The following is a 21,673-nucleotide window of genomic DNA, read 5'->3' on the forward strand; positions in this document are numbered from 1 at the left end:
CGGTGAGCGCTTCCTTGAAGGAAGTGAACCGGGGCCCTTGAGGAGTGGACGGGATACTCGTTTGTAGCGAACGGCTCATTTTGAGTAAGTGAAATCAACGCATGGGACGGCGCTTGGTCAGAGGATCGCCCGGACCAGGACCGTGTTGGCCCACATGCGCTTCTACTTCGACTATCAGGACTCGGCGGGCATCATTCTTGACGACCAGGGCGAAGAACTTTCGGACTTGGCCGCCGCGCGGGACGCCGCGATGAGATATCTCGCCGAGGGGATACGAGACCACAGCCCTTCGGGCTTAACCGACAAGTTGTCCGTTTTCGTAAGAACGAGAGACGTTCCGATCATGACCGTGTCGGCTACGATTGAAGTCACCGCGGCAACACCGAGCGGGATAGATCGAAAACTCTCCTGAGGGGAGTGGACTGCACACGTCCTCGCGCGGTGAGGCTTGAGCTGCTCATTTAGCATTCCCGCTTATGGCCTTCAGCGACCTCGGGAGACGTCCGCTTTCTCGCCGCTGTTAGGAGTTGAGCGGACATCAAGCGGCCAGCCGCTTAATGAGTACACAAGGGCCGGCGACTTCCAGTCCGGGAGGGTCATTGCAAAGTCCCCGATATCCCATTCACACAGCGTGGCAAGGTTCATGTGCGATCGCGGAATAGCCTTTGGAACCATCGGTTCCGAACTGACTTGGTTTGATCCACCGGACGCTTGCCGCCGATTACCGTCCGGTGCGGAATGGCGGCCCCAGCCCTTGGCCCCCATCCCGCTGGGGCCGCTCTGTTTGCACGCGCTGAGCGATGGCCGCAGGTTGTTGTGCCAAGCTTCGAACCTGACGCCCTTCCGCATGCGCGCGGATTACCAAAGGAAAGAGGGCCGACTGAGGCGGCCTTCCCTTACGAGGGCGAGCACCACCGCCGATGAGTTAGCGGGGACTTGGCATAGCCTCGCGGTCGCAGTCTCGGCGAAATCGAACAGGTGGACCATCATAGGTCCCCGCTCCTGCCTGACCAGTTCAGACCGCCCCGAAATTTCTCGATCGATGCGACTTGGATGCTGGTTCATGCCCATTCTCCGAAGAAGAAGAAAGAGAGTCGCTTCCCGTTATTGCGACCGACTATAAAACGATGGAAAGTAGAAACTAGGACACCCAAAAATTCGTAAGACATGAGGGTCAACACGGGCACGCGTTGGGGTCCTCGGCGAAATCGGCTGACGCCCAGTTGCGTCGATCTCAAGTGAACGTGCAGCTGAGCCGTTGCGAGGTGCGCTGTTGGTCTTGGGTGTGTGGAAACGGATAGCTCGTAGGCGGCCGTGGTCGACGATCGCCAGGCCGCCAGTGTTTTTCGCGTTGGAACGTCTAAGTAGCCGGCCAAGGTGGTTATAGCGACGCGCGGCGTCGCCTTTGGACGCACTTTCCCGCTTTTAAGTGGCGCGGATGGCTGCAATCAGGCCCGGTTTGCCGACGATCTTCATCGCGCTTGTGAGGTGATTCTTACTGAACAGGCAGTCAGCGAAAGATGTAGCTATATCGCCTCCGGGCCAGGTGCATCGCCGCCCACGGTAACGTGTCGGCGCTGCCGTGCACGAGCAACCACACGGGCGAATCCGTGAAGACGGCGGCTGCCGCTTCCTGCTCGATTCCGCCCCAACATGTGACTGAAGTAGTTGCATACGCAGCAATTTGACGGCGGCCGGGGCCTGCTTCAGTTCGTTCCGTATCCGGAACGAACTGAAGGAAAGTCGCTGGCGTTGCAGATTTACAACCCGCACAGCCGACCGAAATACTAAGCTCGGCCATTGAGACAACCGAAACATATTTCATTCTTAGTTCAATATGGTCAGCGGGGACGAACGATGTTTGATATCTATCGCAATGACAAGCGCGGCTTGCTCGTTCTAAGTACAGGCTCTGCCGTACCTGCGCTTTACTCTGCACATACCTGGCGCAAGAGCAGAAAACGAGTTCTCAAGGTTAGCAACGAAATCAAGTCAGCCGTTCAGGCACAAGGCTATTACATCCGCAGCCTGCGGACCACTAGGACGCGGACTCATTAAGGCGCAGCCACAACCGGATTGACGCAAGTTGAACAAATGCAAGGTAGTTGGCGGCGAGCCTGTCGTAGCGTGTCGCTACCCAACGGCATTGCTTGACCCTGTTGAAGAACCGTTCGACCTGATTGCGAGCGCGGTAGAGGTGCGGGCTAAAGTAGATAGGATCGCTGATTGCTTTTCGGCGGGATGTTGGCCCACTCGCCCTTCTTCATGGCAAACTCCCTGTCCAGTCGGCGTCATAGCCTCAGTCGGCAAGCAGCATTGATCCGGATTTAAGACGAGACAGCAGTTTTCCGGCCAGTCGAACGTCGTGCGCCTCGCCGCCAGCTCAACGCCAGCCGTACGGGTAGGCCATTGCCATCGACCACCGCGTGGATTTTGCTCGTCAAGCCGCCGCGTGACCTTCCCATTGATTGGCGCTGGTTCCTTGTGATGCAGGCCCCATGTTGATGCACGCGAACAATAGACGTGTCCGATCATTTGCACGGCAGCATCATGAGCGCCAGCCAGTGCACTCATGAGCTTGACCCACACGCCCGCCCGTCGCCAGCGAACGAACCTATTGTAGCAGGTCGTGTACGGACCGAAGTTTTCTGGCAGGTCGCGCCATGGTGCTCCAGAGCGCAAGATCCAGAAGATGCCATCGAGGACGCGACGGTCATCACTCGTGGCACACCACGCGGCTTATTTGGCAGCATCGGCTTAATGGCAAACCACTCATTGTCTGTGAGTTCGTAGCGCATGATTCGGCCCCTTGCGTCTGATGGCTTGAATCACGGCGCGGCCGTCGGGCTCAACTGGCCGCTAGGCACTCGAAAGCGGACCTATTATGCTCGCCTTGAGTTTTGTCGTTCATGACCCTGACCGGACCTGCAACCTCGCGGCGGGTGCTGGAATAAGTCGGCGCGCGTGGTAGACTTTCGGTCCTATCGGTCCAGAGTGGGTTACACAAAACCCGGAGGGGCCGCGATGCAGCAAATTGCCGACTGGCTCCAAAAGCTCGGAATGTCCGAGTACGCGCAGCGTTTTGCTGAAAACGGGATTGGTTTCGCAGCACTTCGCCATCTGACTGATCAGGACCTTAAGGACATCGGTGTGCTGCTGGGGCATCGGCGCATAATGCTTGCGGCTATCCAGGAGCTTGGGAGCCCTGCCGTAGCTCAACGCGTTACGGCCGAGTTGACGCCCTTAGACGCCGCCGAACGTCGCCAAGTCACTGTGATGTTCTCGGACCTTGTGGGTTCAACAGCACTTTCAGCACGCATGGACCCTGAAGACCTACGCGAGATCATTTCCGCGTATCAGAAGTGCGTCACCGACATCGTGCGGCGGTTCGGCGGCTTTGTTGCGAAGTATATGGGCGATGGAGTACTGGTGTATTTCGGGTATCCGCAGGCGCACGAAGACGATGCGGAACGGGCCGTCCGGGCGGGGCTGGAGTTGGTGGATGGCGTAGGTGCTCTGAAGATCCGAGCGCCCCTGCAGACGCGTATCGGCATCGCAACGGGACTGGTGGTTGTCGGCGACCTCATCGGGTCCGGCGCTTCTCAGGAGCACGCCATAATCGGTGAAACGCCCAACCTTGCGGCACGTTTGCAAGGCGTTGCTGAGCCGAACAGCGTCGTCATTGCGGAGAGTACTCGGAAGCTGTTGGGCAATCTGTTCGAGCTTGAAGAATTTGGGCCGAAAGAACTCAAAGGTATCTCAGGCGCCGTAGGGGCATGGGCTGCGTTGCGGCCGATTTCAGTCGAAAGCCGCTTCGAGGCCTTGCACGCGAACGGATTGACCGAGCTTGTTGGGCGCGACGAAGAACTCGAACTCCTGTTGCGACGCTGGTCCAAGGCAAAGAGTGGTGAAGGCCAAGTAGTGCTGCTCTCCGGCGAGGCTGGTATTGGCAAATCGCGGCTTACGGCGGCGCTGCTGGAAAGCATCGCTAACGAGCCGCATACCCGATTGCGCTATTTCTGCTCGCCGCAGCATACCGACAGCGCTTTTTATCCGATCATCGGCCAGATGGAACGGGCCGCACGATTTGCGCATGACGACCCGCTGGAAACGAAGCTGGACAAGCTCGATACAGTATTGGCGCAGACTTCAACCTCTTTGGAGGATATGGCGCTATTCGTCGACATGCTGTCGCTGCCAAAAGACGGACGATACGCGGTGCTCGACATACCCTTCGAACAGCACCGCCAGCGGACATTTGAAGCGCTCGGGTCACAGGTGGAGGCATTGTCGCGCTCCACACCTGTGCTAATGATCGTCGAGGATGCACATTGGAGCGATCCCACGAGTCAGGAAGCTTTCAGCGGGGTCGTTGACCGGCTTCGGAGCTACCGTGTGCTGTTGATTGTGACGTTTCGTCCAGAGTTCGAACCGCACTGGATCGGGCGGCCCTACGTCACTGCTCTCACCCTCAATCGGCTGGCGCAGCGCCAAATCGAGACGGTGATTGATCACATCGTGGGCAACCAGCTTATTTCGGCGAGCGTGCGGCAGGACATCATTGAGCGCACGGACGGGATTCCCCTTTTTGTGGAGGAGATGACGAAGGCGGTCCTGGAGACCAAGAGCGAGGGCGAAGCGCGAACTACAGGCAATATTCCGTCACCTGCGGCGGCGGTCCCCGCAAGCCTGCACGCCTCGCTTATGGCGAGGCTCGACCAGCTCGGGCCCGCCAAGGAGGTGGCCCAGATCGGTTCCGCGATCGGGCGAGAGTTCTCTCACACCCTGCTTTTTTCCGTTGCGAGCAAGCCGGAGCCAGAGTTGGCATCCGCCTTAGACCGTCTGATCTCCGCTGGCTTGTTGTTCCGACAAGGTGTGCCTCCGTATTCCAGCTATCTATTCAAGCACGCGCTGGTGCAGGACGCTGCCTATGGCACGCTGCTGCGCCCAAGACGGCAAGAGCTGCATGCACGAGTTGCCACCACCTTGGAGCAGCATTTCGCAGATCTGGTCGATCGGCAGCCAGAGATACTGGCCCATCATTTGACGGGTGCCGGACAGGCGGAACGAGCCTCTGATCAATGGCTAAAGGCGGGCCAGTTTGCGGCGTCCCGCTCCGCGTATGCCGAGGCGGTCGGTCATTTCGATCGTGGTTTGTCCCTTCTGCCATCTCTCTTGGATGCGCAGCGCGATCGGCAGGAGATCAAGCTTCAACTCGCTAAAGGCGTGTCTCTTAGTAACGCCAACGGCTTCTCCTCGGCCGAAGCAGCAAAAGCGCACGCTCGTGCGCACGAGCTTTCCGATAAGATAGGGGACATCGATTCTCAGTTCACCGCGATATGGGGGTTGTGGACTTTCCGACGTACGTCGGATTGGAATGCGGCGCGCCAGCTTTCAGATAGGCTGCTGAGCCTGGTCGAAAAGAGTAATAATGTCGGCCTTCGGCTCGAAGCTCATCATACGGGTTGGACAACACATTTCTTCTGCGGCGAACTCGCTCCGGCGCAGGAGCATTGCGAGAAGGGCCGAACCCTTTATGACTTCGAGCAGCACCGGACGCACGCACACATCTACGGCCACGACCCGGGAGTCTGTGCAGGAACGCTAGGTGCCTGGAGCGCCTGGCTGCTCGGCTACCCTGACACGGCGCTCGCTCGCGTGAATGACGCGTTGGCGCTTGCGGAACGGATGAACCATCCCTTCAGCCTTGCTATGGCGCGTCTGCATGCGTCGATATTGCACCAGTTCCGACGTGACTCAGCTTCGGTGCTGCAGTGCATTGAGAGCGCAGAGACCCTAGCGGCTGAGAAGCGCCTTGCCTTGCCGCTCGATCCACGAGTTCTCCGCGGCTGGGCGTTGTTAGCACCGGATAGGATTGAGGCGGCGATTGCCTCCTACCGCGCCGCGCTTGCTGATCCGGCGAAGCGAGGCACGATCCAGTACGCTCCCTATAGCTTTGCGCTCTTTTGCGAAGTGCTTTGTCGCTCAGGCCACCCCGGCGGAGCCGAAGCCCTGACGGCTGCTGCTGCCATTGCGGAACAAAGCGGCGAGCACTGGTGGGATGCGGAAATCTCCCGGCTGCGAGGGTTGGTGGCATTATCTCGCGGCCAGCTCGGAGGGAGCAAATGGTTGCTGAAGTCCTTACAGACCGCTCGGCAACAACGGGCGAAATCACTTGAGCTCCGGGCAGCGACGAGCCTTGCCCGCTTATGGCGCGATGAGGGCAAACGCACCGCGGCACGTGATCTGCTGGCTCCGGTTTACGGCTGGTTCACTGAAGGGTTCGACACGCTCGATTTGAAAGAGGCCAAGGCGTTGCTCGACGACTTGGCCTCGTGAGCCAGTCGAATGGTCTAGCGACTTCCGGGCTTGGCCCCTCTTGAAAGGCCGACAACTTTCGCGCCGCTATTGGGGACAAGCGGACATTGGTTCACGCGGTTAATTTATGAGTACGCGCCGTAAGCAACGAATGATCTACGCCAAGTAGGTCGGCGCAAATCTCTATGACATCGGCAGAAGCCAATCCGCCACTATCGCGTTTCGTCAACTGTCGACGACGCGCTTCGGTGATAGCCCGAAACTCGCGGATACGACGCCATGGGCAAGCCCATTTGGTCGATTGGGACTGATCGCCGCTTGCTCGGGTTCGAACAACGACCGACAACGTGACCGCGCGCTGGGGCGGGAAGATTGGCGAATTGACCATGAGCGCATCGGCCATGCCCGGAGTGCCGCAGATGGCCGAGGCCCGCACGACGTCGGCGCGGAAACGGCTTTGGCGGGCTTGACGCTTTACGAATCGAGAGCGGCGCGAGCGCCGCGCAAGCGAAGCGTAATCTTCCCGGCGCGACCTAAAAACTGGCACGGCCCGTTCAATACTCCGACCATTTGCCCCAAGGGTTACATCGAGGTGCAGAACTTCGGTGCTCGACGACAATCTCGTCTGGAGGTCAAGTCGGATTGGGACAAGCAAGCGGGGCGATGGGAACTGCAAACGCAAAAGGCGGCAAGCGATCGGCGCTTGATCTCGCAATCCCGAACTTGGCGGAGATGGCTCGCAAACGGACGAGGCAGCTGTGGCCTGCTCACCAAGGAGGCAGCCTACCGTCCTATCCCTGCATAACATGGGCGACTTCCGAGCAACCTGCATTATACGGTGTGGAAAAAAGCGGCTCCCAACAAGGTAGCCGCCATCGGAGATCCGTTCTCCCAACCACTACAAGGCCTTGGCGAACCGGCTTGTTATCCAATCGATAACAATGCGGGCCGCGGCATTTCCCTTCAGGTGCGGCTGGACGAGAAGCCACGTATGGCGGCGCCGTGGCAGCGGAGTCGAACGCAATTCTGGATCCACCAGCAGCTCGTGGCAGAGGTAATCGGGCAATATTCCGACGCCATGATGCGATCGGATCAAGTTTCGGATCACTCTGGAATTGTCCGTGATGCATCGAGCTACGCTGTGCAACCCTCGAGAAGCAAACAGATTGCCATGTCGGCTTGCAAGCGGGAGAAATTGACATCCTCCTCTCCAGTCAAAAGGTGCAATGTAAGGCCGGGGTTCGCGAGAAGAAGATTTGCTAGGCCAGGTGCAAGGACCTGCTCCGCTATTGACGGCATCATGGCAATGCGGAAGCGACCCACGGGACCAGCCTCGGGCTTTCCCATAGAACCGATGTCCTTGACGTGCTGCCCCATGGCTTGGATGTGAGACGCAATCAGCTGCCCCCGCGCCGTCAATCTGCGCACGCCATCGACTGCCTCGAATAGAGCAACTCCCAGGGAGCCCTCGATGCGCATCAAACGACGTGAGAACCGTCGTCTCGTCGACGCGCAATTTGGCGGCGGCGCGGGCATAGCTGCCCTCGTCCCGCACTGCAAGTATGATCCGCAAGTCGTCCCAATTCATCGCTGGAGTATAGATTCCCTGCTGCACCGGCGCAAACTCGCATCAGGCGCGGCAATATACGTGCTGCCCGCCACAACCTTCGTCAGGTCACGGGCAAGGCCCATGCTGATAGGCAAGCCGACGGAAATTCAGGAAACGATCGCCATGAACATCGCGGGGCCTTTGGTGTCCGATTACATTAGTGCCTTACAGCCTGCCGAGACTGCGGTAGCTGATCCAGCATCTTCCTCGCAGCTAGAAGATCTGCTGAATCGAAGCCTTCAGTGAACTTGTGATAGACGGGACCAAGAATGTTCTGGGCTTCCTTCCGCAGATTCTGTTTCAGCCTCAATCGCGCCAGGTCCAGAGCACACCGAAGCTCCCAGAAGGTGGCGCCTTGCCTCCGAGCCGTATGGAGGCCGTCTTTAAGGCAGTGTTCGGCTCCAGAAATAAATTCATCTACCCGCGCTTCGATCAGCAATTCGGCCTTTACCCGGAGCAACTCCGGGACATACCAGCGCTCTCCGCCACCCGTGGCCTGAGCCAACGCCCGATCGATTGTCTGCAGAGCTTCAGCAAGATGCCCTAAGCCGGCTAAGCCTTCAGCGAGCGCACCAAGGAATTCCGGATAGCAGACGGTCCAACCGGTCTGCTCGCACTTTCGAAGAGAGTTTTGCAACAAGCGTACGCCGTTTCCAAACTCTCCACGTTTGATCAGCAGCTTGCCTTCCAAGCAGCTGCCCAGAGTTTTCCACCAAGCCGCATTATGTCTCGTGGCTACGTCTTTCAGTGTGTGAATTGCCTTCTCGGCGGCTTCTAGATTGCCGGTCATCAACATGAGCGGACACGTCGTCCATGCAAGAGGATAAAGCAGTGACAATCCGCGAGCCGCTGCGCCCGCTTCTTCGACACTCTTCTCGGCCTCTTCGGTAGCTTCATCGATGAAGCCCTCTAACCAAAGGATCCGCGCCAGCATTGCTCGAGCAAGCGCGCGCTGATCGTAATGGAACCACATTTTGTCATGTTGATCCTCGGGGGCAACATACAGCCGGAGGACGCGTTCGAAGTACGGCTTGGCCTCACGTTGCCGCCCCTGATATTGGAGAGTTGCACCCAGTAGCCGCTCACCCACCAGAATACTGGTTGAATCGTCCTTTCGTCGGGCCACGGTGCAAAACTGCTCGGCAGTGTATTGAGCGGTGTGACATTCGCCGGTGTTGAATTGCACGAGCCAGAGAGCCCACAACGCCCTCAACTGAGCTTCGCGATCATCCAAGCTCTTAGCCAATTCCAGCCCTGCGTTCGTCGCGTCCATCGTAGCTTGGACCGAGCCCATCGTCCAAACGAGCGCCGTACCAAGTCCGATATATAGTTCCATTTGCAAGCGCTTGTCCTTAGGTGACGTACGCTTGAGACGAGAGAGCGCCAAACTCGTTCGATCTCGGCACTCGGTCATCAGCGCATGGTGCACCCAAACTGCGGCGTACCCAGCCGTTAAATCAACACCGACGTGGTCATTCCCCGTCGATGAAAACGACCAATCCAGCGCAGCGCGAACGTTGTCGATTTCGCGACTGCAGCTATCGACCTGCTGAATCGCATGCCCAAGTCGAGCAACGACAGCAGAGTGCCCAAAGGACTCCTGAAAGTATTTCGCATGCAGTCTGGCCCCCTGTTCGACTTCCCCGGCTTCTGCAGCTTTCTCCAGCGCATACGCTCTTACAGTCTCAAGCAGTCGCCAACGACTCGAAGAGGAGCCATCCATTGCCACAAGCGATTTCACGATGAGATTCGCAATCCCCTCGACCACTTGCGCGGGCTCGAAGTCGCTTTCTCGCATGACGTAGACAGCCGCCTTCAGAGTAAAACCGGCAACGAAAATAGCTAATCTCCGAAGTAAACACCTTTCGTGCTCGGAAAGCAGCTCATAGCTCCAGTCCAGGGTGGCGCGAAGTGTTTGATGTCTTGCAAGGGCAGTTCGATGGCCCGCAGTTAGCAATCGGAAGCGATCATCCAGCCTGGCAGCAACTTCCTCGATCCCGAGCGCGGCTGAGCGTGCCGCGGCGAACTCAATCGCGAGCGGAATTCCGTCAAGCCTGCGGCAAATGGCGGCGACAAGAGCAAGGTTGTCTCGGTCTCGCCCATCGCCTAAGTTGACAGCCTTCATTCTGGCAAGGAACAGCTGGACTGCGCTATACTCACGGGCATCGCTCGAGATTTCGAAAGCGTGAGGTGGAACATCGAGAGCTGGGACGTGATAGACGTATTCTCCCTCGATCCGCAGCCCTTCACGGCTCGTGGTCAAAACTGATGCCTTCGGACACATGGACACGATGGTTTGCGCAAGCCTCGCTGCGGCGGCTATGAGGTGCTCGCAGTTGTCCAGAATCAGCAAAAGTTTCTTCCCGCCGATCGCATGCGCAACGGCTTCAAACGAGATCTCATCGCCTCCTACACGAAGCCCAAGCATATGCGTCACGGCCGAAGGCATAAGGCGCGCGTTCGTTATTGATGCCAATTCGACGAGGCAGCAGTCGCCTCGCCAACTCGGAAAGAGCCCGCGGCCGAGCTCCATGGCCAGCGAACTTTTTCCGATTCCGCCGGGACCGGTCAATGTCACGACGCGGGAACGGGTTAGGGCCTCCGACAGATGGTCCAACGCGGAGTTTCGACCTATGAGGGGCGAGGCAGGAAGCGGCAAATTTGTTACATACGCCCGAGCAGGCTCTTGGCCCAGTGCGTTTTCGTCACGCTGCGCGGCCTCGCTACCATCTTCTGCGCAGCGCATCCAGTTGCCAGTCAACCGATAGCCCCGACCGGAAATAGTCTTCAGAAGGTGACGGTCCTCCCCAAGGGCCTTTCGTACCGCAGAGATGTGAAACTGAAGCGTATTCTCTTCGACCACCGCACCGGGCCACACGGTTCGCATGAGCTCGTATTTATTGACGAGTTCGCCGCGCGCCCGAAGGAGTGCTTCAAGGACTTCGAACCCGCGGCTTCCCACCGGAGCTGCAGTACCGCGCAGCCTAAGTTCCCGCTTGGAGAGATCGATCTCCAAGTCGCCAAACGCGTACACGACTGCCCCGTCCCGTCTACCCACTCTACTGCTCCAGGTCCCCCGCTCTCTCAGCATTTCTCAGAAAGTTATCACGGAAGTGACGGCCCTATTCGAGGAAAATAGGCCTCGAGCCTCTACGCCGTGAGGTTCCCACGGCTTCTTGCCTGAAGGAGTGCCGGCATGAATGGACTTAGGGTTCTACTTGCAGCGGTGATCATTGCTCTTGTCGCGGCACCTGCAAGACCAGAAGGACCCCAACCCATTGGCTGGGCGGATGAGCAGGCGCCTGGCTTCTATCGGCTCCGTTTGGGAGACTTCAAGATAACAGTGCTGTCGGACGGAACTGCCTCCCGTGATCTATCTAAGATCATGAGTAAGCCGGCCGCTGTGCAGGATGCCTTTAGGATCTCCCATGAGGAGCTACCTACCGATATTTCGATCAACTGTTTTCTTGTAGATACCGGCACAACAAAGATCCTCATCGATACAGGAGCCGGAGCGCTTTTTGGAGCGAGCTCGGGTCACCTCATCTCGAACATGCGCGCAGCCGGGTACGACCCGGAGGACATCAACGCGGTCTTGCTGACCCACATTCACGGCGACCACTCTGGAGGCCTAACGGTGGCGGGGCAGCGTATTTTTCCGAACGCGCTCGTCTATGTCGATCAACGTGATGTAGCCTACTGGCTAAGCGAGGCCGAAAAAGCCGGCGCCGCACCGAATCGAAGACAAACGTTTGAGCAATCACATCAAACGGTTGACCCGTACATCCAGGCAGGAAAGTTGCGTCCCTTCGACGGGGCGACTGAATTATTCCCAGGAATTCGGAGCGTTTCCCAATATGGGCACACGCCGGGGCATACCGCCTACATGCTGAACAGCGATGGCAACCGCCTGCTGCTCTGGGGTGACATTGTGCATGCGAGCGAGGTGCAGTTCTCAGATCCATCGATTGCGATCGAATACGATGTCGATGCGCCCCAGGCAATTGCGTCGAGACGCCGTGCGCTCGCGGCTGCTGCAGAGACGGGATATCTCGTGGGCGGCGCGCACGTGTCCTTCCCAGGTCTTGGCCACGTCCGCCTTGAGCAAGGTACTTACACTTGGGTGCCGGCACCCTACCGTTCATCGCCGTAAATCCTGTCCAGAGAGGGCGGCCATATCGCCGGATGATGGAGACGGACATTGGCGCGATCGTCAGTTGCAAATAGACATTTCACCGGTGGAAAGGGTGTCAGAGGCTCGGGAACGACGGACCTGGACCTTGCTCCAAGAGAAGACCTGTTTTCGTTCGGCCCGTTCAGATTGTCTCCTGCAGAAAGGCTTCTTTCTAGGAACGGCAAGCCGATACAGTTGGGCGCACGCGCGCTGGATATACTGATCGCGCTGGTTGATAATGCGGGTCAAGTCGTCAGAAAGAAAGATCTGGCAGCACGGGTCTGGCCCGGTCTTGCCGTCGAAGAACCATGCATCCGATTCCATGTCGCGGAGCTACGAAAGGCGCTTGGCGACGGTAGCGCCGGCGCCCGTTTCGTAGTTACCTTGACGGGGCAGGGCTATTGTTTGGTCGCCCCGGTTATCCGGTCGAGCACCCCGACGACGCCGGCGAGCCTGGACCTGCCACCTCACCAGCACAGCATGCTCCCCCGGCCACTTGCGCGCATGGTTGGCCGGAACGAGACGGTTGCCGAGATTTCCTCCCAGCTGCTTGCAACTCGCTTCGTCACTATCTTAGGCGCGGGCGGCATGGGCAAGACCACAGTTGCCTTGGCGGTCAGCCATGGTCTGCTCGCAACGTTCGACGGGGCCGTCCGCTTCGTTGACTTTGGCCCCATCAATGATCCTTCGCTCGTCCCGAGCGCCTTGGCTTCCGCTCTCGGCCTCCTGGTGCACGCCTCGGATCCCATCCCTAGCTTGCTGAAGTTCCTTCGTGCGCGACGAACGTTGCTCGTTTTCGATAGTTGCGAGACGGTCATTGACGCCGCAGCCGTGTTGGCAGACCGCATAAGTCAAGAGGCGCCGGACGTTCACATTCTGGCCACTAGCCGGGAAGCGATGCGTGCAGAGCGAGAGTACATTCATTGGCTGTCGCCGCTGCAAGGCCCGCCTGACGATGCTGAACTGACAGCGGCGCAAGCCCTCACGTACCCGGCCGCACAGCTTTTCGTCGAACGTTTGATAGCACGCGGGCAGCGCTTTGAACTTCGCGATGCGGATGCGCCAATGCTCGCCAAGTTGTGCCGGAAGCTCGACGGTGTCGCTCTCGCGATCGAACTAGCTGCCGGCAGCCTGAACGCCCATGCCCTCGACGGAATTGTAAACCTCCTGGACAGTCGCCTGATCTTGTTCTGGATGGGGCGGCGTTCCGCCACGCCCCGTCATCAAACCCTATGCGCGACGCTTGATTGGAGCTATGAGCTTCTGCCGGAGCGGGAGCGCGCAGTTCTCCGCAGACTGTCAGTCTTCGCCGGCACCTTCACTGTAGACGCGGCTCAGGCACTCTCGCCTAACGACGATGCAATGGTGTTGCCATCCATCGCGAGTCTCGTCACGAAATCCCTAATCGCAGTGGTGTGCGATGGGGGGACGACACGCTACAGGCTGCTGGATATGACCCGCGCCTATATGCTGGAGAAACTACACGCGTGCGGCGAACGCGACGAAATCTCTCGCAAACATGCTGTCTACTACCAGAACCTGATCGATTCACTTGCACGACTCCCGGCCGTTGGTGCGGAGGTTTACAGAGAGCACCTTACCAACGTTCGTGCCGCCCTCGATTGGTGCTTTGGCGCGGGTTGCAGAGAGGTCGGAAGCACGCTTGCGGCGAGCTCAACGCAGCTGTTTCTTCAATTGTCGCTATTGACCGAGTGCCATCGTTGGGCAGGTCGGGCGGTCGCAGAACTCGGCCAGGCTCGCGGAACGCGGGTCGAACTCATTCTGCAGTCCGCGTTTGGGCTATCGCTCATGCTCGTCGAAGGAAACAGCGCCGAAGCTCGAGCCGCCTTCATCAGGGCAATCGCGCTTGCCGAGCAGCTAGGCGATGTGGCGAGCCAGCTGCGGCTCCTGGTCAGGCTCCACTTTTTCACGGAACGAATAGGAGAATTCCGGGCAGCGCTGGCTTTGGCCCAGCGCGGAGAACGGGTTTCTCAAGAGCTAGGGGATCCACAGGGCATCGCCGCCGCGCATTCCATGCTAGGCAGCTCTTATCACATCATGGGAAACCACTCCGAGGCGCGCCCGCATCTTGAGGCAGCGGCGGCGCCAACCCAAACGTCTCCTTGCGCCATCACAAGCAACTACGGCTTCGACCCGTGCAGTCGGGCGGCGGTAGTGCTGGCTCGGACTCTTTGGGTTTTGGGTTTTTCCGATCAAGCAACGGTGCTCGCGACTAGGACCGTGGCAGCGGCCGAGGCAAGTGGTCACCCGATTCCGATCTGTATCGCTCTGATCTGGGCCGTATCCACGTATTTTGGGACCGGTGAATGGGCGAAGGCTCAAGAAAGCATCGAGAGGTTCAATTTTTATGCCGACCGATATTCCCTGGATTCATACCATGCGGTGGGCGTCGGTGCGACTGGCAAATTGCTGGTCAAGCGCGGCGATGCCGAAGCCGGCGTAGAGCTGCTTGCTAGATCTCTGCAAGCTCTGCACTCGGGTCAATACGAACTGCACACAGCATCGTTCAACAGCGCTTTGGCGGAGGGTTGGTCGATGCTCGGACAATTCGACCGGGCGCTGACATTGATCGATGACACCATCTCGTTGGTGAAGACCGCTGGAAACGTGTTCAGATTGCCGGAATTGCTCCGGCTCAAGGGAATAATACTCTCATCACGTCGGTCATCGGATTCGGATAGCGGCGAAGAATATCTTTTGGAGGCACTCCAGTTGGCCGGTCGCCAGTCGGCACTAGCGTGGCAATTGCGAACAGCGTCAGACACCGCCAGGCTTTGGCTCGCCAAGAAAAGAAGCATGGACGCGTACAACGTGCTCGCCCCGATTTATGGGCGATTTACCGAAGGCTTCCAACGACCTGACCTGATCGAAGCCAGAAGATTGCTGGAGAGAATCGAGCAATCGAAATTCTCGAGGCGGTCCTGACAACGATACGGAGATAGAAACAACTCCATTCCGTCTACTTAGCCGCCTTTGCACGCAGTCAGATCGTCGTTTTCCGGCTCATCGAAGTTAGTTGATCTGTGATCGTTGACCGATCATCCCTCAACGCACGATGGACGCATTGATCAGCATTGCTCACCTCCGCTGTGGGGCGCTCTGTTGAAGCTCGACACATTCAAGCACCTAAGACGTTCGCCCGTAGAGGCGTCGCCTTCTCAGGGTTCATCAAACATTGAGCCATCCAACGCCCAAGCCCCGGACGATCGGGCATAAGGTTTGGACGATTGCGGTCTACCGCGCGCAACTCCGGTGCAATAGGTCTCCACTCGCTGAAGATCAGCGTCGCATCAGCGCTCCAACTGAGTAGGCTCCATGAAAATCCTCATCGCTTCCTCGCCGTTCACCGGGCATGTCAATCCCATGTTTTCCATTGGGCGGATGCTTGTCTCTCAAGGGCACCAAGTCGCCGGTCTGTCTGCCAGCGCGATGCGTACCCCGATCGAAGGGGCTGGCGCCACATTTTACCCTTTTCCTGAAGCGATCGACCGTGATTACAGGGAGATGGCGACCGTTTTCCCCGAATACAGGGACATTCCGCCCGGCCTGGAGATGTCGCGCTTCTATCTAGAGCGCGTATTCATTGATCCCATTCCTGCACAGGATGAGGGGCTGAAACGCCTATTAGCCGAGTTCTCCGCCGACGTGATTCTAGCGGATAATCTCTTCTTCGGCGTCTTTCCAATGCTCCTCGGCTCGCCTTCGGATCGACCGCCAATCATCCTTTGCGGCACGATGTTCTTGCACTTCCGGCGTGACGACGGCGCGCCGAACTTTGCAGGCTTGCTGCCGGCGCAGAACGAAGTCGAGCGCGAGGCATACGCCGTAATCGCCAAAGACCACGAGGAAATGCTGTATTTGCCGGTTCGTAAGCATCTAAACAATTGTCTCTGGCGCATGGGCATCAAGCCATTGGCCATGGATGCTCACGAAGCCGCAGTAGTCCTCCCTGACGCTTATCTCCAGCTTACCGTCCCCAGTTTCGAGTTTCCGCGGTGGAATCTGCCGACTTCGATCCGCTTTGTCGGCGCTTTGCCAATCATTCCGAGACAGGCGCCACTTCCTCCTTGGGCTCGCGATCTGGATGGATCACGCAAGGTGGTACTCGTCACGCAAGGAACCGTATCAAACCACGACTTCGATCAGCTGATCATTCCCACTCTCGCAGCGCTTGCGAATGAGCCTGATATACTCGTGGTCGCAACCACTGGAGGTCGCCCTATCGAGGCGATAACGGGTCCTATTCCATCCAACGCACGCATCGCAACCTACCTGCCATTCGAATGGTTGCTTCCCCACGTCGATGCTTTGGTCACCAACGGCGGCTACGGGAGCGTCAATCAGGCTCTCAGTTTCGGCATTCCGCTGGTCACCGCAGGCCTGACCGAAGACAAGGCGGACACGAATGCCCGCGTGGCATGGTCCGGTGTCGGGATCGATCTTAAGACGCAGGAGCCGACCTCATCCGCTCTTCGCGAGGCAATCCGCGCCGTGTTGCACATGCGATCATACCGTGCGCGAAGCTCCCGCATGGCTGCGGAATTCGCCAAAATGGACACTAGATCCGAGATCCTCAGCATTCTTGATGACGTGGTACGCGACGCAGCCCAACGGCGCGGTCGTGCGCGTGCAATCTAACCTTGGCGTAGTGGCTCAGCATACCGTCAGTCGTCATGCGGCTGCATAACCCTCCGCGCCTTGCGGGATCTTGCAGGTTCTTGCAGCTCCTCGCGAGCCTCGGCTCGCGTTCAAAGATACTCTCTGTGGCAACGTATTTCAAAAGCAGGGCGGGTCTGGCCAGACACCGGATGCGTCCAGCGAGGAGAAAGCGATGAAACGTCCTTTCCTGCGCGCAATAGCACTAGGAGCAATGATAGCAATGGCCCAAGCAACCGCGACGATGGCTTCCGATGCCGCAACTGATCCGAATATTGATCCCGAGATCCGCACCTTCCTCGCGGAATTAAACAAGGATACGAGTCCCTTTTGGGAAAAGCCCGGACCGCAAGTTCGAGCTGTTCTTACCGGCTTGCAATCGAAGACACCGGTCGACCTTTCCGGCGTAACGATCTCGGAGAAAATGATCTCTGAGAACGGGCAGCAGGTGAAGCTCTACGTCATGAAGCCGGTGAACGCCGCCGGAAACTTGCCCGTGCTTCTCTTCATCCACGGCGGCGTTTGGATCGCTGGTGACTTCGAGAACCACAAGCGGCTCGTCCGCGACCTCGTCGTCGGCTCAGGTGCAGCGGCGGTCTTTGTCGAATATACGCCCATTCCGGACGCAGTGTTTCCAACGCAGGTCGAGCAGGCATATGCCGCGGCAAAGTGGGTTTCCGAGCACGGTGCAGAGATCGGCGTCGATGGTGCCCGAATTGCCGTCGCCGGCAACTCGGTCGGTGGCGATATGTCTGCTGCGCTAACGTTGATGGCAAAAGACCGTGGGGGACCATCCATCCGCCTTCAGGTGCTTCTTATTCCGGCGACCGACACCAATTTTGAGACAGAATCCTACCGCAAATTCAAAAGTGGCCGCTTCCTTGCGCGTGCCTTCATGGAGTTCGGCTGGAATGTCTATGCGCCGGACGAGAAAACGCGACACAATCCTTACGCGGTCCCGATGCGGGCCAGCATCGACCAACTTCGTGGCCTGCCGCCTGCACTAGTCATCACCGCCGAGAATGACCCTCTCCGCGATGAAGGCGAAGCCTACGCCCGGAAGCTAAAGGAGGCCGGTGTTGACGTGATCGCCAGCCGCTACTCCGGAATGATCCACGATTTCGTTCTGCTCAATGACATCCACAATGTAGCCGGCGTACAAGCGGCACTTCGCCAGGTCAGCGCGGAGATCAGAAGGCGTTTGGGCCCGTGAGTGCAGTGTGCACTCCCGGCGGTTTCGACCGCGGTGTGGCTCGGCGTAGACCGCTTGCATCGCGCGGAGCACGTGACGGGGAAGCGGGCGGGAGACAAAAGTTAGAAGGATTGAGGTGGATGACCGATCTCCGAGACAAGGTAGTGTTGACGACGGGAGCGTCGTCGGGAATTGGGGCGGCGATTGCGCAGGAAGCGGCTGCTCGCGGCGCCGTCAGTGTTCTGGTCGGAAGAAATGCAGCGAAGCTGGCTGAGGTCGAACATTCGATTCGGCACAACGGAGGGCGCTCAAAGGCGTACGTCTGCGATCTGGCGAATGCGGACGAAATAGAACGCCTGCGAACGCGAGTGGTGGCTGAAGCAGGAGTGCCGGATGTCCTGGTAAACAACGCAGGGGGCGGCCGCTGGGCATATTTGGAGGATTGTTCGTACGCTGAAATCGACGAAATGATCGCAGCTCCTCTTCATGCTGCGCTTTACGTCACTCGTGCATTTCTGCCGGGAATGCTTCGCCGTGGGAGCGGAATGATAGGGAACGTGACCTTCATAGGGGCCTTCCTTCCCTGGCCTGGCGCGACTGGCTGTACAGCCGCCCGCTGGGGCATGCGCGGACTTCATGAAGCCATGAGAGCAGACTTGAAAGGAACGAACCTCACGGCAACCCTGGTGGCGGCTTCAGCCGTCGAGACGGAATATTGGACCAAAAACCAGACGAGACGGCCTACGACTCCAGCGTGGCTTCCAGTTCTCAAGGCTGAGGAGGTCGCTCGTGCTTCCCTTGATGCGCTGACGAGGCGTCAATCACTTCTGGTATTACCGAGGGGGATGTTGCTTCTGCGCGCGCTGCATTTCCTGATGCCTGGAATGGTCGACCGCCTGATGCAGCGGTCGACTGCAATTTCGCGAAATCGTTTCGCTGAAAGCCATCAGGGCCCGGGATAAACGCGAGCTGGGTTTGTGCCAATATGCGTCCCCTGCGCTGATCCCGTGATCGAGAGTAGCTGGCCGACATGGACATTCTTACAGACGTTATCAATCGTGTTCAGCTTAGTGGAACTCTACTTTTCCACTACGAGCTCGGTCGACCATGGAACGTGGCGCTGCCTCAGACCCCTGATGCCGTCTTCCACTATCTCCGTCGCGGCTCGGCCACCGTCGTACTCGAGCAGGGACAAGAGATACGTATTAAGGACGGTGATTTCATTCTAATAGCCCGCGGTGAGCCCCATATGGTCCGGTCCGGCCGCCGGACGAAGCCCCTCTCCCTTCTCGAACTTGAACGGCGCCCGGCCCATGTCGGGGTGGTTCGTCACGGCGGTGACGGGGAGCCCATCTCGACATTGATCTGCGGCTACTTCGTGCTGGCGCGGCCGACGCGCATGAACCCGCTTCAAATGCTTCCCTCCGTCTTGCAGCTACGACCCGATCACGATTGGCTCGAAGCAATCCTGCAGCGTATCGTAGATGAATCCGCCATTCAGCGTCCCGGGCAGTGCGCCGTTCTGGCGCGGATTACAGAGGTTCTATTTGTGGAAGTGCTGAGAAGCTGGGCCAAATCCCTTGGCTCCCGCAAAGGTGGCTGGCTTGCCGCATTGGCGGACCCACAAATCGGCAAAGCGCTTCAAGTGATCCATGAACATCCGGGACGGCGCTGGAGTCTTCGCGAACTGGGGCGATGCGCGGGGTTGAGCCGGTCGTCTTTCGTCGACCGCTTTACAAAACTGGTGGGACAGCCCGTGCATAGCTACCTCATTTCGCGAAGAATGGACGAAGCTGCTCTTTTGCTCGTATCGACAGACGAGGCCATTACTCGAATTGCAACCTCTGTTGGTTATGCCACCAGGGCAGCTTTTTCAAAGGTGTTTCGGAAGCATTTTGGCACTTCGCCCGGTCGCTACCGCGCACTTGGGCGCGGGGGCAGGTCCAGAGACGATTGGAGAATTACTCGGCAACTGCACGGCGTTCCTGCGCAGAAAAACCGCCCATGATGCATGCGTTGATAGTCCGATGATGCTTGAACTTATCCGCCCGCCCTTTCTAGCTGCGGCGGCCGCGCTTGCCGGCGCCATCTTTCTCATTGATACCTTATCGTCTCTGCAGTTTGCCGTCGCGTCACTGTATGTGATCGTTGTTTTGATCGCTGCCCATGATCTTCATCGGCAAGGCGTTCTGATCACGGGTGTTGCTTGCGCACTGCTTACGGTCGCGAGCTACGCGCTGGTGCACGGATTTACGGTGGATGGATCCGCCCCGTTGCGCTCTGCAGTTAGCTTAGTTGCGATTTTGATCACAACCGCTCTTGTCCTGCGGAGCATCTCCGCAAACGAGCGTATAAAGAAAGTCGAACGCGAGCGCGCAAACCTCGCTCGTTTCTTCTCGCCGGCAATTGTAGATCAGCTTGTCGGTATTCACGTCCCGTTCTCGTTCGCGCGAAGCCAGCCGGCCGCGGTCCTGTTTGCCGACATGATCGGATTTACGACTTTTTCCTCTGGCAAGTCTCCAGCTGTTGTCATCGGCTTGCTACGCGATCTGCTGCGCTGTCTCAGTGAAGCAGTGTTCCTGCATCACGGATCCGTAGACAAATTCCTAGGTGACGGGCTCATGGCATTTTTCGGGCCGCCCTTGACAAGCCTGCGAGACGCCACGAACGCCGCTGCATGCGCCCTGGAGATCGTCAATTCAATCGAGCGTTGGAACCTTCGAAATGCCCATTGTAGCGAGCAAACCATGCGCATTGCCGTCGGCATCCACTTTGGCGAGGTCATACAGGGAGATGTAGGCAGCGAAAAACAGCTTGAGCTTACCTTGGTAGGAGACACCGTGAACATCGCAAGCCGTGTTGAAGCCTATTGCCGGACTCTTGGTGCCTCCGTGCTGGTGACGGACGCATTCGTTCAGGCGCTGCTCGCGGAAGGCAGCCTTGAGCTTGCTAACGCCTTCACCGACGAAGGATTGCACATGCTGCGGGGCCGCAAAGAGCCTATTCATCTTTTTAGCATGCGAAAGGAGCCAAACCATCTGGAGCCGGCGATAGAAGCAGCTGATCCGAAGGTTTCTGGTGGATGACCGGCGTATGAAGGCCAGGCGGATCCACCCAATTGGGCCGGCCTCTCCGGTCGCAATCCACCAGGGCGGCGGAACATCGCCAGCATTGAACCTCCTGCCTCGCTCAAAACGCCTCTCCTCGGCATGCCAGACGCGCGTTGGTTGCCTGAGAAGAGTTTGAAGACGGGTTCGCTGGTTGGCGAAGCTGATGGTGAGGAGTATCTTGGAGAAGTTCACATTCCAGCTTACACACCAGCGAATGTCGCAAAGCTGAAACGTGACGTCGAAAGTCTCGCTCGATGGGCGAGCGGGCACGGCCGCCTGATTGAATTCGACGGGCCGGAGTCCTCCTAAGATACGGTGAATGTTTAGGAGCCGCGCGCCCCCCAAAGCTACCTGGACAGGTCAAGGCGGCTCCGGCCATCGGGAGGGCGGCGGACGCAACCTCCGGCGGGCTCAGAAAGCGTCCGGAGCGATGGTCATCACACGCTCTCAGTTGGGTCTTCGGGCTTCTTGGACTTGGGCGTTCAATATGGGTGCTGGGCCGGCATAACGGCCGGGTGCGGAATCCGAGGCAAAGCGGCCACCGATTCCGACGGAAGGCGGCCAGCGATTCCGATCGAAAGCGGCCACCCAAT

The 21,673-nt window shown here is 58.4% G+C and carries 12 protein-coding genes and 1 pseudogene; 10 read left to right on the forward strand and 3 right to left on the reverse strand.

Annotated features, from left to right (window positions below):
* The first annotated feature begins 154 nt into the window (after positions 1 to 154).
* The gene (locus AC0L30_RS31760; protein WP_009859169.1) at positions 155 to 412 is read left to right on the forward strand and encodes a DUF6894 family protein; all 258 of its coding nucleotides are present in this window, start codon (positions 155 to 157) and stop codon (positions 410 to 412) included.
* 1,445 nt (positions 413 to 1,857) lie between these two features.
* The gene (locus tag AC0L30_RS31765; protein WP_473367930.1) at positions 1,858 to 2,058 is read left to right on the forward strand and encodes a hypothetical protein; all 201 of its coding nucleotides are present in this window, start codon (positions 1,858 to 1,860) and stop codon (positions 2,056 to 2,058) included.
* Here the strand turns inward: AC0L30_RS31765 and AC0L30_RS31770 are convergent.
* Positions 2,039 to 2,798: pseudogene (locus AC0L30_RS31770) on the reverse strand (IS5 family transposase). The gene AC0L30_RS31765 and the pseudogene AC0L30_RS31770 sit on opposite strands and share 20 nt — an antisense overlap.
* Before the next feature lie 226 nt (positions 2,799 to 3,024).
* Here AC0L30_RS31770 and AC0L30_RS31775 point away from each other — a divergent pair.
* Positions 3,025 to 6,339 (forward strand): AAA family ATPase, encoded by a 3,315-nt coding sequence (locus AC0L30_RS31775; RefSeq protein ID WP_473406030.1) that lies wholly within the window; start codon positions 3,025 to 3,027, stop codon positions 6,337 to 6,339.
* 877 nt (positions 6,340 to 7,216) lie between these two features.
* Here the strand turns inward: AC0L30_RS31775 and AC0L30_RS31780 are convergent.
* Together AC0L30_RS31780 and AC0L30_RS31785 are read right to left on the reverse strand one after the other, a co-directional pair.
* The gene (locus AC0L30_RS31780) at positions 7,217 to 7,906 is read right to left on the reverse strand and encodes a helix-turn-helix domain-containing protein (protein ID WP_473406041.1); all 690 of its coding nucleotides are present in this window, start codon (positions 7,904 to 7,906) and stop codon (positions 7,217 to 7,219) included.
* 178 nt (positions 7,907 to 8,084) lie between these two features.
* On the reverse strand, positions 8,085 to 10,961 hold the full coding sequence (locus tag AC0L30_RS31785; RefSeq protein ID WP_473406031.1) for an ATP-binding protein: 2,877 nt from the start codon (positions 10,959 to 10,961) through the stop codon (positions 8,085 to 8,087).
* A gap of 162 nt (positions 10,962 to 11,123) precedes the next feature.
* Between AC0L30_RS31785 and AC0L30_RS31790 the strand changes: the two genes are divergently transcribed.
* From AC0L30_RS31790 to AC0L30_RS31820, 7 genes are all read left to right on the forward strand, one after another.
* Positions 11,124 to 12,080 carry an MBL fold metallo-hydrolase gene (locus AC0L30_RS31790; RefSeq protein WP_473406032.1) on the forward strand — a complete coding sequence of 319 codons (957 nt, stop codon included), beginning with the start codon at positions 11,124 to 11,126 and terminating at the stop codon, positions 12,078 to 12,080.
* Between the two features lie 48 nt (positions 12,081 to 12,128).
* The gene (locus tag AC0L30_RS31795) at positions 12,129 to 15,047 is read left to right on the forward strand and encodes an ATP-binding protein (protein WP_473406033.1); all 2,919 of its coding nucleotides are present in this window, start codon (positions 12,129 to 12,131) and stop codon (positions 15,045 to 15,047) included.
* Positions 15,048 to 15,437: 390 nt separating this feature from the next.
* The gene (locus tag AC0L30_RS31800) at positions 15,438 to 16,760 is read left to right on the forward strand and encodes a glycosyltransferase (protein ID WP_473406034.1); all 1,323 of its coding nucleotides are present in this window, start codon (positions 15,438 to 15,440) and stop codon (positions 16,758 to 16,760) included.
* Between the two features lie 193 nt (positions 16,761 to 16,953).
* A complete protein-coding gene (locus AC0L30_RS31805) occupies positions 16,954 to 17,991 on the forward strand; it encodes an alpha/beta hydrolase (protein ID WP_473406035.1) in 1,038 nt (345 codons plus the stop codon).
* Between the two features lie 119 nt (positions 17,992 to 18,110).
* Positions 18,111 to 18,932 (forward strand): SDR family NAD(P)-dependent oxidoreductase, encoded by an 822-nt coding sequence (locus tag AC0L30_RS31810; protein ID WP_473406036.1) that lies wholly within the window; start codon positions 18,111 to 18,113, stop codon positions 18,930 to 18,932.
* Between the two features lie 68 nt (positions 18,933 to 19,000).
* The gene (locus AC0L30_RS31815; RefSeq protein WP_473406037.1) at positions 19,001 to 19,978 is read left to right on the forward strand and encodes an AraC family transcriptional regulator; all 978 of its coding nucleotides are present in this window, start codon (positions 19,001 to 19,003) and stop codon (positions 19,976 to 19,978) included.
* Between the two features lie 19 nt (positions 19,979 to 19,997).
* A complete protein-coding gene (locus tag AC0L30_RS31820) occupies positions 19,998 to 21,056 on the forward strand; it encodes an adenylate/guanylate cyclase domain-containing protein (protein ID WP_473406038.1) in 1,059 nt (352 codons plus the stop codon).
* Positions 21,057 to 21,673 lie beyond the last annotated feature (617 nt).

The sequence above is a fragment of the Bradyrhizobium sp. MI1.11 genome (genome assembly GCF_055811255.1).

Coding starts and splice junctions, on each gene's coding strand:
- AC0L30_RS31760 (WP_009859169.1), top strand. CDS start 155: ATGCGCTTCTACTTCGACTATCAGGACTCGGCGGGCATCATTCTTGAC.
- AC0L30_RS31765 (WP_473367930.1), top strand. CDS start 1,858: ATGTTTGATATCTATCGCAATGACAAGCGCGGCTTGCTCGTTCTAAGT.
- AC0L30_RS31775 (WP_473406030.1), top strand. CDS start 3,025: ATGCAGCAAATTGCCGACTGGCTCCAAAAGCTCGGAATGTCCGAGTAC.
- AC0L30_RS31780 (WP_473406041.1), bottom strand. CDS start 7,906: ATGAATTGGGACGACTTGCGGATCATACTTGCAGTGCGGGACGAGGGC.
- AC0L30_RS31790 (WP_473406032.1), top strand. CDS start 11,124: ATGAATGGACTTAGGGTTCTACTTGCAGCGGTGATCATTGCTCTTGTC.
- AC0L30_RS31800 (WP_473406034.1), top strand. CDS start 15,438: ATGAAAATCCTCATCGCTTCCTCGCCGTTCACCGGGCATGTCAATCCC.
- AC0L30_RS31805 (WP_473406035.1), top strand. CDS start 16,954: ATGAAACGTCCTTTCCTGCGCGCAATAGCACTAGGAGCAATGATAGCA.
- AC0L30_RS31810 (WP_473406036.1), top strand. CDS start 18,111: ATGACCGATCTCCGAGACAAGGTAGTGTTGACGACGGGAGCGTCGTCG.
- AC0L30_RS31815 (WP_473406037.1), top strand. CDS start 19,001: ATGGACATTCTTACAGACGTTATCAATCGTGTTCAGCTTAGTGGAACT.
- AC0L30_RS31820 (WP_473406038.1), top strand. CDS start 19,998: ATGATGCTTGAACTTATCCGCCCGCCCTTTCTAGCTGCGGCGGCCGCG.